The organism is Nonomuraea sp. JJY05 (genome assembly GCF_043496855.1).
GTDB lineage: Bacteria > Actinomycetota > Actinomycetes > Streptosporangiales > Streptosporangiaceae > Nonomuraea.
Window position 1 is genome coordinate 72,625 of sequence record NZ_JBIEIS010000025.1, and the last position, 11,893, is coordinate 84,517.

The window sequence follows — 11,893 nt, forward strand, 5'->3', positions numbered from 1 at the left end:
GAGGAGTGTTCACGTGCGGCTACCCCGGATGATCTCGGTCACCCTGGCCGGAGCGGCGGTACTGCTGCCTGTCGCGGCCTGCTCCTCGGAGGAGCCCGCCCCGGGTAAGGCGCCCCAGGCCGCCACGGCGGCGCCCAGCGAGCAGGCCACCGAGGCGCCGGCCGAGGGGCACCCGTTCACCGGCAAGCCGTACGACGGCCTGAAGCCGGTGCTCGCGGTGAAGATCGAGAACACCGCGGCAGGCAAGCCGCAGCTCGGCCTCAAGAGCGCGGACATCGTCTACATCGAGCAGGTCGAGGCCGGCCTGACCAGGCTCATGGCGATCTTCTCCTCCAAGGTGCCGGCGAAGGTGGGCCCCGTCCGCAGCGCCCGGATCTCCGACCTGCACATCACGCCGCAGTTCGGCAAGCCGGCCTTCTCCTACTCGGGCGTGCAGACCAAGATGCTGCCGTTCGTGGCCAAGGCGTCGCTGTTCGACGTCGGTGACACGCGCAACCCCGGCGCGTACTTCCGTCAGCCGGGCCGCGTCGCCCCCTACAACCTCTTCGCCAACACCAAGGCCCTCCTCGCCAAGGCCCCCAAGGCGAGCAAGGCCAAGGACATCGGCTTCACCTTCGGCGAGGCCCCGGCCGAGGGCGGCGTGGACAAGAAGTCGTACACCGTCAAGTGGCCCGCGGCGCGCTTCACCTTCGCCTGGTCGGCGGAGAAGGAGCAGTGGCTGATCTGGCAGGACGGCAAGAAGGACATGGCGGCCGAGGGCGGCCAGCTCGGCGCGCCGACGATCGTCATCCAGTACACCAAGACCGAGCGCTCGGAGTTCCACGACAAGAACCAGAGCTACACGCCGCTCGTGCACACCACGGGCAAGGGCAAGGCGATCGTGCTGCGCGACGGCAAGGCGTACAAGGCGAACTGGGAGCGGGAATCCGAGGACACCGGTACGACGTTCACCACGGAGAGCGGCGAGCCGATGAACTTCGCGCCCGGCCAGGTCTGGGTGGCGCTCGCCAGCCGCAAACCCGTCATCCCCTAGCGCCTTTCTGTCCAAGTATGGCGATAAATCCTGACATCTTGGCATGTCGGGGGAGGGGTCCTTCAGGACCTACCATGGGGTTGATAACTTACCGAAGCCGTGAGAGCCGTGAGGATGACCGTGTCGACCAGCACGCCTGAAAGCACCCCCGTCACCGGAACCGCCCGTGTCAAGCGTGGCATGGCCGAGATGCTCAAGGGCGGCGTCATCATGGACGTCGTCACCCCCGAGCAGGCCAAGATCGCCGAAGACGCCGGCGCGGTGGCCGTCATGGCCCTCGAGCGTGTACCCGCCGACATCCGCGCCCAGGGCGGGGTGTCCAGGATGAGCGACCCCGACATGATCGACGGCATCATCAGCGCCGTGTCGATCCCCGTGATGGCCAAGGCCCGCATCGGCCACTTCGTCGAGGCCAAGGTCCTGCAGGCGCTCGGCGTCGACTACGTGGACGAGTCGGAGGTGCTGACCCCGGCCGACTACGCCAACCACATCGACAAGTGGCAGTTCACCGTGCCGTTCGTGTGCGGGGCCACCAACCTGGGCGAGGCCATGCGCCGCATCACCGAGGGCGCGGCCATGATCCGCTCCAAGGGCGAGGCCGGCACCGGTGACGTCTCCAACGCCGTCACCCACATGCGCACGATCCGCGCCGAGATCAAGCGCCTCACCTCGCTGCCCGAGGACGAGCTCTACGTCGCGGCCAAGGAGCTGCAGGCCCCGTACGAGCTGGTCGTCGAGGTCGCCAAGACCGGCAAGCTGCCGGTCGTGCTGTTCACCGCGGGCGGCATCGCCACCCCGGCCGACGCCGCGATGATGATGCAGCTCGGGGCCGAGGGCGTGTTCGTGGGCTCGGGCATCTTCAAGTCGGGCGACCCGGCCAAGCGCGCCGCGGCCATCGTCAAGGCCACGACCTTCTACGACGACCCCGACGTCATCGCCAAGGTCTCGCGTGGCCTGGGCGAGGCCATGGTCGGCATCAACGTCGACGAGATCCCGCAGCCGCACCGCCTGGCCGAGCGCGGCTGGTAGGCGGCGCGTCGTTGCAGGTCGACCTGCCTGCCCGTGTGACATGATCACGTACGGCAGGCGGGGGCCCACCACAGTGTGACGATGAAAATCGCCAGAGGAGGCGGCATCCGCGAAGGATGTCGCCTTTTCGGTGTTGTGTGGCGTTCACCAGGTAGTCATGATCTTCAGTAAAGCTACCTGGCGTCCCCCTCACCCTTGATCGTCACAGGAGCGTCTCGTGTCCAAGCTGAACCGCCGGCACTTCCTCGTCACAGGGTTAGCGGCGGGCGCCGCCGTGACCATCCCCGCGACCGCCGCCCTTGCTGATCCGGGCGCTGATCCTGGCACCGATCCCGCCGTCGAAGCGGCTTCGCGCGAGCTGCGTACCGACCCCTTCACGCTCGGCGTCGCCTGCGGCGACCCCGACCACGAGGGCTTCGTCCTGTGGACCAGGCTCGCCCAGGAGCCGCTGGCCGAGGACGGGTTCGGCGGCATGCCGCAGCGGCCGTTCCCGGTGCAGTGGCAGGTGTACGCCGACGAGCGCTGCCGGCGCGTCGTCCGCTCCGGCGTGAGCGTGGCCACGCCCGAGTGGGGCCACAGCGTGCACGTCGAGGTGGACCGGCTCGGCTCCGACCGCGAGTACTGGTACCGCTTCCGCGTCGGCAGGTACGTCTCGCCGGTCGGGCGGGCCCGCACCGCGCCGCACCCGCTCTCGTACGGCAGCTCGCTGGCCATGGCGTTCGTCTCGTGCGCCCAGTACGAGCACGGCTACTTCACCTCCTACCGCAGGCTGGCCGAGGACAACCCGGACCTCGTCCTGCACCTGGGCGACTACCAGTACGAGTACACCAAGAACACCTACACCATCCCCGGCGGCAACGTCCGCGACCACGAGGGCCCCGAGACCGAGACCCTGGCCGGCTACCGCCAGCGCCACGCCCAGTACAAGGCCGACCCCGACCTGCAGGCCGCGCACGCGGCCGCGCCGTGGCTGGTGGTGTGGGACGACCACGAGGTCGACAACAACTGGGCCGACGAGATCCCCGAGAAGCCCGAGGTCCCCCAGCCGAACTTCCTGGCCAGGCGCGAGGCCGCCTTCCGCGCCTACTACGAGAACATGCCGCTGCGCCGCACCTCCATCCCGCGCGGCATCGACATGCAGCTCTACCGGCGGATCAGGTGGGGGCGGACGGCCATGTTCCACATGCTCGACACCCGCCAGTACCGCGACGACCAGGGCTGCGGCGACGGCTACCGCGACTGCCCGGCCTCCGTGGACCCGGCGCGCTCGATCACGGGGGCCGAGCAGGAGTCCTGGCTGCTGGACGGCTTCCACCACTCCCGCGCGCAGTGGGACATCATCGGGCAGCAGGTCTTCTTCGCCCAGCGCGACAACAACGCCGGCCCCGCCAAGATCACCAGCCAGGACGCCTGGGACGGCTACGTCGCCTCCCGGCAGCGCATCACCCAGGGCTGGGTGGACGCCAAGGTGCGCAACGCCGTCGTGCTGACCGGCGACGTGCACGCCCACTGGGCCAGCGACCTCAAGCTGAACTACGACGACCCGACCGGGCCGTCGGTGGGCTCGGAGCTGGTGGCCACCTCGATCTCGACGGGCGGCGACGGGGCGGACTCCGACCCGTCCACGCACCCGTTCCTGGCGATCAACCCGCACCTGAAGTTCTACAACAACCAGCGCGGTTACGTGCTGACGAAGATCGAGCGGGACCAGCTGACCGCGGACTTCAGGGTGGTGCCGAAGGTGCAGACCCCGGGCGCCGAGGTCTACACGCGGGCCACGTTCGTCGTGGAGGACCGGGTGCCGGGGGTGCAGCAGACGTACCTGCGGCCGCTCGACCCGACGCTGCGCGCCCAGCAGCAGCTGACCGTGGAGGAGACGGTCCGCCTGGAGACCGAGCGTCCCTGACGATCGCTCCGGCGAGCGGCACCCCGGGCCGGGGTGCCGCTTTTCTCTTGACGGAATATTAGCCAGGCTAAGTTAGTTGGGCTAAGCATGAGGGACGACCCCACCCGCCTGGCCGAGCAGGTCTCCACGGTGCTGCGCCACCTGGTCCTCCTGCTCAGGCGCACCGTCGCCGGCCAACCCGTCACCAGCCAGCAGTACGCCGTGCTCGGCTCGCTCGAACCCGGCCCGTGCCGCATGACCGAGCTGGCCGAGGAGCACGCCGTCCAGCTGCCCACGATGACCGTGCAGATCAACCGCCTGGAGGACGCCGGCCTGGTGGCGCGCGGCTCCGACCCGGCCGACGCCCGCGTCAGGACGGTCGAGCTGACCGGCGAGGGCCGCGAGCGGCTGCTCGCCGTCCGGCGGGCCAGGATCGCCCACCTCAGCCACGAGCTGGCCGCGCTCACCGACGACGAGCGCGCCACGCTGGCGGCCGCGCTGCCCGTCCTGGCCAAGCTCGGCCGCAACCCCCGGTAAAGCCGCAACCCCCGGTAAAGGAGCACCATGCAATCCGGCGGCGGAATTCTTCGCCAGCCCATGTCCGTCTGGGCCACCGCGTTCGCCGCGGTCGTGGCCTTCATGGGCATCGGCCTCGTCGACCCCATCCTCCCGTCCATCGCCCAAGGTCTGAAGGCCACGCCCAGCCAGGTGTCGCTGCTGTTCACCAGCTACTTCCTGGTGACGGCGGTGGCGATGCTGATCACCGGCTGGGTCTCCAGCCGCATCGGCGGCAAGCGGACGCTGATGGCCGGGCTGGCGCTCGTCATCGTCTTCGCCGCGCTCGCCGGCACCTCCACCGGCGTCGGCGAGCTCGTCGGCTTCCGCGCGGGCTGGGGCCTGGGCAACGCGCTGTTCGTGGCCACCGCGCTGGCCGTCATCGTGGGCGCGGCCAGCGGCGGCGCGGAGGCGGCGATCATCCTGTACGAGGCCGCGCTCGGCCTGGGCATCTCCGCTGGCCCGCTGGTGGGCGCCCTGCTCGGCGACTGGAACTGGCGGGCCCCGTTCTTCGGCACCGCCACCCTCATGGCCGTCGGCTTCGTACTGATCGTCACCCTGCTCAGGGCCACCCCGAAGCCCGCGGCCAGGATCAGCCTCGCCGCCCCGATCAGGGCGCTCGCCCACGGCGGCCTGTCCACCACGGCCTTCACCGCGCTCTTCTACAACTTCGCGTTCTTCACCGTGCTGGCCTTCACCCCGTTCATCCTGCACATGTCCCCCTACGGCATCGGCGCCGTCTTCTTCGGATGGGGCGTCTGCGTGGCGCTGGCCTCGGTGTTCGGCGCGCCGCCCCTGCAGCGCAGGATCGGCTCGGTGAACGTGCTGCACCTGTCGCTGGCGCTGCTGGCGGTGTTCCAGATCGGCATCGCGCTGTCGGGACACACCGGGATCATCGTGTTCACCGTGCTGTCCGGCATCCCCATCGGCCTGAACAACACCGTCTTCACCGAGTCGGCCATGGAGGTCTCCGACGCGCCGAGGCCGGTCGCCTCCGCGGGTTACAACTTCGTGCGCTGGATGGGCGGCGCGCTGGCCCCGTTCATCGCCACCAAGCTGGGCGAGGAGATCGGCGTCGCCGTCCCGTACGCGCTCGGCGCCGCCTGCTGCCTCGCCGGCATGGCCATCCTCTACGTCCGCCGCCACCACCTGCGCGTCCTGACCCGGGTGGACGCCGACCACGCGCTCCAGGACGCCGCGGCTCCCGCTGGTTGATAATTTCCCGACATGGTTGGACCTGTCCTGTTACTCGTGGCCGGGCTGCTCGCGACGCCCCCGAGAGCCGAGCTGTCCGTGATGACCTGGAACGTCTGCGCGGGCACCAACTCGGCGTGCCCCCTCTACCGGGCGAGCCCGCTCGAACTGGCGCAGAGCATCGGCGGGTACGCGACCAAGAACGGCCCTCCTGATGTGATCTTTTTGCAGGAGTTCTGCACGGGCGCGGCCGGCACGCTCGAACTCTGGCTCGAACAGCGCACCGGGCGGAACTGGACCATCGGCTCATGGGGCCTGACCTCCCACGACGGCACCCCGTACGCCTGCCACCCCGACCGCCTCGGCCGCCCGCGCGGCGCGCAGAGCATCGCGGTCGCCGTGGCGGGCGAGGCCACCTTCGAGACCCACCCGCTGCCCGCCCCGCCCTGGTACGTCACGCGCGCCGCCCTCTGCGCCACCATCCCCGCCAGGAAGGTGCACGCCTGCGGCACCCACCTGTCCTCCGGCCGGGCCGACGACGACCACAGGCCCGGCGCCCCCTACCGGACCAGGCAGATCAGGCGGCTGATCGAGATCGCGGCCAAGCCGGGGCTCCGGACAATCCTCGGCGGCGACCTCAACGTGTCGCCCCCGGACGGCGGATACGGTAGCGCCGCCGGCCGCCGGGCCGTCGCGCCGCTCTACCGGGCGTACCAGGAGTGCGACCAGCGCGGCGCGCGGCGCACCGGCCGGCAGACCAGGGAGGGCAAAAAGCTCGATTACCTGTTCGCCCCCAAGGGCACGGTGCGCGGCTGCCGCGTCGCCAAGGACGTGACGCTGTCGGATCACAAGCCTGTCCACGTCAAAGTGGCCCTGTAGGAAGATCCCAGGCAATTCTGGTGTTGAATTGTCTGAACCCGCACCCAGACGGAAGGATCGACTGTGCCCACGATCGGTGTACTCGCTCTCCAGGGAGACGTGCGCGAGCATGCGCGCATGCTTCAGGAGGCAGGAGCGTCGGCCACCGCCGTGCGCCGACCGGCCGAGCTGGACGCGGTCGACGGCCTGGTCATCCCCGGTGGGGAGTCGACCACCATGTGGAAGCTCGCCGAGACCTTCGACATGCTGGAGCCGCTGCGGATGCGGATCAAGGAAGGCATGCCCGCCTACGGCTCCTGCGCCGGCATGATCATGCTGGCCGACAGGATCGAGGACGGCGTCGCCGGACAGCAGACGATCGGCGGCATCGACATGGTGGTCAGGCGCAACGCGTTCGGCCGCCAGGTCGACTCCTTCGAGTCCGACCTGGACTTCGCGGGGGGGCAGGTGCACGCGGTGTTCATCCGCGCGCCGTGGGTCGAATCCGTCGGCGGCGACGTCGAAGTGCTGGGCAGGTGCGAGCCTGGGGATAGGATCGTCGCGGTCCGTCAAGGACCGCTGCTCGCGACGTCGTTCCACCCCGAGCTGACCGGGGACACGCGCGTGCACCGTTACTTCGTAGACATGGTGAGGGAGCTCTAGGTAATGTCCGGCCACTCCAAATGGGCGACGACGAAGCACAAGAAGGCCGCGCTCGACGCCAAGCGCGGCAAGCTGTTCGCGAAGCTCATCAAGAACATCGAGGTGGCGGCACGGACCGGTGGCCCTGACCCGGACGCCAACCCCACCCTCTTCGACGCCATCTTCAAGGCGAAGAAGAACTCCGTGCCCAACGACAACATCGAGCGCGCCCGCAAGCGCGGCGGCGGCCTCGAAGCCGGTGGCGCCGACTGGCAGACCATCATGTACGAGGGCTACGCGCCCGGCGGCGTCGCGGTGCTCATCGAGTGCCTCACCGACAACCGCAACCGCGCCGCCTCCGAGGTCCGCGTCGCGCTGACCCGCAACGGCGGCTCGCTGGCCGACCCAGGGTCCGTCTCCTACATGTTCAACCGCAAGGGCGTCGTCATCGTGCCCAAGCAGAACGGGCTCGACGAGGACACCGTGCTCATGGCCGTCCTCGACGCGGGCGCCGAGGAGGTCAACGACCTGGGCGAGTCGTTCGAGGTCGTCTCCGAGGCCGGTGACCTGGTGCCGGTCCGCAAGGCGCTGCAGGACGCCGGGATCGACTACGACTCGGCCGAGTCGAGCTTCCTGCCGACGATGAGCGTGCCGCTCGACGAGGAGGGCGCCAAGAAGGTGTTCCGCCTTATCGACGCGCTGGAGGACAGCGACGACGTCCAGAACGTCTTCGCCAACTTCGACGTGCCGGACGACGTGCTGGCGGCGCTCGACTAGCAGCAGGACGACGAGAGGGCTCGGCCATGCCGGGCCCTTGCTCGTGCGTGCCCGCCCTCACCCGGGCGGGGCGTTTCCGGCTCCGGCGCGTTCTCCGGCGCAGGTCGGGTTCCGCGGCCTTGTTCGGGTGCACGCACGGTTTGGGGTTTTCCGGGCGCGGGTCAGGCGCCGGGTCTTTCTTCGGGTGCGAGATCCTCCGGGTCTTTCTTCGGGTGCGAGATCCTCCGGGGCTTTCTTCGGGTGCGAGAAGGGGCGGGGCAGCGTAGGGTCGGGCGACGTGACTTCCCCCACCCCTCCACAGGCTCCCTCTCCGGCGCTCGGCTGGCTGCTGGCCGTGCCCGCGTTGCTCGGCACGCTGATCTCGCTCGTCCTGCCCACGGCCCAGACGATCTGGCTCAGCCTGCAGAGGGGCGGCGTGCTGCGCGAGAGCACGTACGTGGGGTTCGCCAACTACGGCAAGCTGCTGGGTGACGGCGAGTTCTGGCGGGCGGCGTGGTTCACGTTGTCGCTGGTCGCGCTGCCGTTGCTGGTGGCCGTGGTGGTGGCGCCGCTGCTGGCGGTGGCGCTCGACCGGGCGGGCACGTGGCCGCGGCGGGCCGGGCGGATCGCGCTGTCGCTGGCGATCGTCACGTTCTCGCCGGTGGGGGTGGCGGCGGCCTGGACGCGGGGGCTGGCGCCGGACGCGCCGGGGCTGGCGGGGCTGGCAGAAGGTCTGCGCGATCCCGCGACCGCTCCTGGAACGCTCCGGCTGATCGTCGCGGCCGGCACGTTCGGGGTGGTGTGCGCGCTGGCGGTCATGGCGTTCCTGCCCGCCCTGCGCGCCGGCTCCCTGCCGCAGGGCTTCTCCGGTGCGCCGGGCATCTCGGACGCGCCGGGCTTCTCGGGTACGCCGGGCTTCTCGGGCGCACAAGGTCTCGCGGGTCCGTCTCGCGGTGGTGTGGCGCCCGCGATGCTCGTGGTGGGCGTGGTCGTCGCGATCGCCACGGTCGCGGTCGGGCTCCAGACGTTCTCCTTCGGCCTCGTGCTCACCCGGGGAGGCCCTGAGCGCTCCACAGAGACGCTCGCGGGGTTGCAGTACGACTCGGCCTTCCGGATGGCCGAGTTCGGCCCTGGCGCGTCCGTTGCGACCCTCACGGGGGTGATCCTCGGCGTGTTGGGCACCGCCGCGACGGCCGTCGCGACGGCCTCCCGGCTGAGCGTCACGCTGACCCCGCGTACCGCGCCTGAGCCGGGCCCGGCCGTGCCGACCGCCCCTGCGGCGGGGCCGACCGCGGCGGGGCCGGTGGCGGCCGCCGGACGTGAGGGCGGCTCCGTCGGCATGGCCGTCGGGATCGTGGCGCTGGTGGTCTTCCTCGCCGTCGCGCTCGTGTGCGCCTGGCCCTGGATCGACGGCGTGCTCGCCTCGCCCGGCTCCGCGGCTGACTCCCTGCGTTCCCAGGTGAACACGTGGGTGCCGGCGATCGGCGGAGCGGTCGTCTCGGTGGGCGTCGCCTACCTGGCCGCGCTCGGGATCGGCGGCCTGCGACCGCTGGGACGCGGGAGCGAGTGGCTGCTGCTGGCGTTCGCGCCGTGGCTGTTCGTCGGCACGGGACCCCTCGGCGTCGCGAACTGGCAGAACATGCGCAACATGGGCCTCATCGACTCCTTCGCGGCCCTCTTCCCGCCGCTCCTCGTCAGCGTCCCGGCCCTGCTCGTGCTCACGCTCCTGTGCAAGGGGCTGGCCGAGCGCACCGACAAGGACTTCTTCGGCGGCGTGTTCCTCCCGTCGCTCCCCATGGCGGGCATCCTCGCCGGGGCCGTCGCCCTGGTGAACGCCCAGGACCTGCTCTGGCCGCTGCTGGTCGCCCAGAAGCCCACCTTGTTCACCGCCCCGGTGGCACAGATGGCCCAGCTCGGCTCCTTCTCCTCCGCCGGGCCCGACGTCGGCGCCGCCACGCCGCTGCTCGTCGTCGCCGTCGCGCTGGTCGCCGTCGTGGCCGCCCAACTGCTCTACCTCGACAGGCTCGCCATCACGACGAACGGCTCGCGGGCGCGCACCGCCGCCGCGTAGGCGCGGCGCCCGTCAACCAAGTGGACCGGGGCGCCCGCCCGCCATAGGTTGGATCCTCGTGGAGATTCGCAACCTGACCGCTGAAGACCTCGACGACGTTCTTGACCTGCGCAGGCGCTCTTTCGGGCCGCTGCCCCCCGGCGACAACGAGAAGTGGCGCCGGGCGGTGTTCCCGGCGCTCGGCGAGGGCCGCTATCTGGGCGTGTTCGACGGCTCCAGGCTCGCCGGGGCCGCCCGGCTGCGCCGGTTCACGCAGTGGTGGCACGGCAGGCCGCAGCCGATGGCGGGCGTGGCGGGGGTCACCGTCAGCCCCGAGGACCGTGGCCGCGGCGTGGGCAGCATGCTCATGCGGGCCGTCGTCGAACGGGCCACCGTGCTCGGCGACGTGGTCTCCGCGCTGTATCCGGCCACCACGCCGATCTACCGCTCGATCGGCTACGAGCACGCCGGGGCCCAGTACAAGATGCGGCTCCCGGCCGAGGCGCTGCGCCAGATCCGCCCGTCCGGGCAGGTCAAGCTGCGCAGGATGGGCCCCGATGACGCGGGCGAGGTCGTCTCCCTGCTGCACCGCGTCCACTCGGCCACCCGAGCCAGCGGGCCCATCTCCTGGGACGAGGGCACCTGGAGCCTGTGGCTGGAGAACAAGGACGACTTCCTCTACCTGGCCGAGGACGGCTTCGTCGTCTACCGGTGGCGGGGCGACGACATGCAGGTGGAGAACCTGGTCGCCGGGTCGGCCGACACCGCCCGGGCGTTGTGGTCGCTGGTGGGCAGCGCCTCCTCCATCGCCCGCAACGTCATCGCCGCCGTGGCCCCGGACGACCCGGTGCTGTGGATGCTGCGGGAGCGGTCCACTGAGGAGGTGCGGCAGGCGCGGTGGATGTTCCGGGTGCTGGACGTGGCCGCCGCGATCGAGCGGCGGGGCTATCCGGCGTACGTGAGCTGTGAGGGCGTGGTCACCGTGGACGATCCGCTGGGTGGCGGAGGGTCGTGGCGGCTGGAGGTCACGGGCGGCTCCGGCGCGGTCACGCCCGTTGCGGAGTCCGGGGCCATGCTCTCGGTGAACGGCTTCTCGGCGTTGTACGCGGGGGTGCCGACCGCCACGCTGCGCTTGAGCGGGCTGATGTCCGGCGACGACCGGTACGACGAGGCGCTCGACGCGGCGTTCGCCGCCAGGCCGTACATGCTGGACTACTTCTGATCCGAGGCGTTCCCCGGCGTGCGGGCGATTACCGGTGCGTGGGCGCTCCAGCCGGGGTAAAGTCTCCTGCCGAACAGGTGTTCGGCGACGGGAGGACGGGCCGGTGCGGGTGATGGGCGTCGATCCGGGGCTGACCCGGTGCGGCCTGGGCGCTGTCGAGGGGCGGCCGGGCGCGCCGCTGACACTCGTGGCCGTCGGGGTGGTGCGCACCGGAGCCGACGAGGAGCTCGGCGCGCGGCTCGTCGGCATCGAGGCCGGCATCGAGCAGTGGCTCGACGACGTGCGGCCCGACGCGGTGGCGGTCGAGCGCGTCTTCAGCCAGCACAACGTACGCACCGTCATGGGCACCGCGCAGGCGGCCGGGATCGCCGTGCTGTGCGCGGCCAGGCGCGGGCTTCCCGTGGCGCTGCACACGCCGTCCGAGGTCAAGGCGGCCATCACGGGCAGCGGCACCGCCGACAAGAAGCAGATCGGCGCCATGGTCACCCGGCTGCTGCGCCTGACCGAGATGCCCAAGCCCGCCGACGCCGCCGACGCGCTGGCCCTGGCGATCTGCCACGTGTGGCGCGGCGGCGCCCAGCACCGCCTCGCCGCCGCCCTGGCCAAGGCCACCCGGAAGGACACCAGGCCGTGACCATGCGTTTCGGGGGCTTCGGCGGCTTTGAGGGA

General features: G+C 71.0%; 11 protein-coding genes. All 11 read left to right on the forward strand.

The window, feature by feature from the left end; all coding sequences use genetic code 11:
* The first annotated feature begins 13 nt into the window (after window positions 1-13).
* The 11 genes from ACFKCF_RS34595 to ruvC all read left to right on the forward strand — a co-directional run bounded on the left by ACFKCF_RS34595 (window position 14) and on the right by ruvC (window position 11,858).
* On the forward strand, window positions 14-1,033 hold the full coding sequence (locus ACFKCF_RS34595) for a DUF3048 domain-containing protein (protein ID WP_394499488.1): 1,020 nt from the start codon (window positions 14-16) through the stop codon (window positions 1,031-1,033).
* A gap of 114 nt (window positions 1,034-1,147) precedes the next feature.
* On the forward strand, window positions 1,148-2,062 hold the full coding sequence (gene pdxS / locus ACFKCF_RS34600) for a pyridoxal 5'-phosphate synthase lyase subunit PdxS (protein ID WP_360695558.1): 915 nt from the start codon (window positions 1,148-1,150) through the stop codon (window positions 2,060-2,062).
* Window positions 2,063-2,279: 217 nt separating this feature from the next.
* A complete protein-coding gene (locus tag ACFKCF_RS34605; protein WP_394499489.1) occupies window positions 2,280-3,968 on the forward strand; it encodes an alkaline phosphatase D family protein in 1,689 nt (562 codons plus the stop codon).
* Between the two features lie 87 nt (window positions 3,969-4,055).
* Window positions 4,056-4,484, forward strand: coding sequence for a MarR family winged helix-turn-helix transcriptional regulator (locus tag ACFKCF_RS34610; protein WP_394499490.1), 429 nt, complete (start codon window positions 4,056-4,058; stop codon window positions 4,482-4,484).
* Between the two features lie 27 nt (window positions 4,485-4,511).
* Complete coding sequence (locus ACFKCF_RS34615) at window positions 4,512-5,717, forward strand: MFS transporter (protein ID WP_394499491.1); 1,206 nt, start codon at window positions 4,512-4,514, stop codon at window positions 5,715-5,717.
* Window positions 5,718-5,729: 12 nt separating this feature from the next.
* The gene (locus ACFKCF_RS34620) at window positions 5,730-6,575 is read left to right on the forward strand and encodes an endonuclease/exonuclease/phosphatase family protein (protein ID WP_394499492.1); all 846 of its coding nucleotides are present in this window, start codon (window positions 5,730-5,732) and stop codon (window positions 6,573-6,575) included.
* 63 nt (window positions 6,576-6,638) lie between these two features.
* Window positions 6,639-7,217, forward strand: coding sequence for a pyridoxal 5'-phosphate synthase glutaminase subunit PdxT (gene pdxT, locus ACFKCF_RS34625; RefSeq protein WP_394499493.1), 579 nt, complete (start codon window positions 6,639-6,641; stop codon window positions 7,215-7,217).
* Between the two features lie 3 nt (window positions 7,218-7,220).
* The gene (locus ACFKCF_RS34630; RefSeq protein WP_192785836.1) at window positions 7,221-7,973 is read left to right on the forward strand and encodes a YebC/PmpR family DNA-binding transcriptional regulator; all 753 of its coding nucleotides are present in this window, start codon (window positions 7,221-7,223) and stop codon (window positions 7,971-7,973) included.
* 277 nt (window positions 7,974-8,250) lie between these two features.
* Complete coding sequence (locus ACFKCF_RS34635; RefSeq protein WP_394499494.1) at window positions 8,251-10,023, forward strand: hypothetical protein; 1,773 nt, start codon at window positions 8,251-8,253, stop codon at window positions 10,021-10,023.
* Window positions 10,024-10,081: 58 nt separating this feature from the next.
* Window positions 10,082-11,224 carry an enhanced intracellular survival protein Eis gene (eis, locus tag ACFKCF_RS34640; RefSeq protein ID WP_394499495.1) on the forward strand — a complete coding sequence of 381 codons (1,143 nt, stop codon included), beginning with the start codon at window positions 10,082-10,084 and terminating at the stop codon, window positions 11,222-11,224.
* A gap of 103 nt (window positions 11,225-11,327) precedes the next feature.
* Window positions 11,328-11,858, forward strand: a complete 531-nt coding sequence (gene ruvC, locus ACFKCF_RS34645; protein WP_394499496.1) for a crossover junction endodeoxyribonuclease RuvC — start codon at window positions 11,328-11,330, stop codon at window positions 11,856-11,858.
* Window positions 11,859-11,893: the final 35 nt, after the last annotated feature.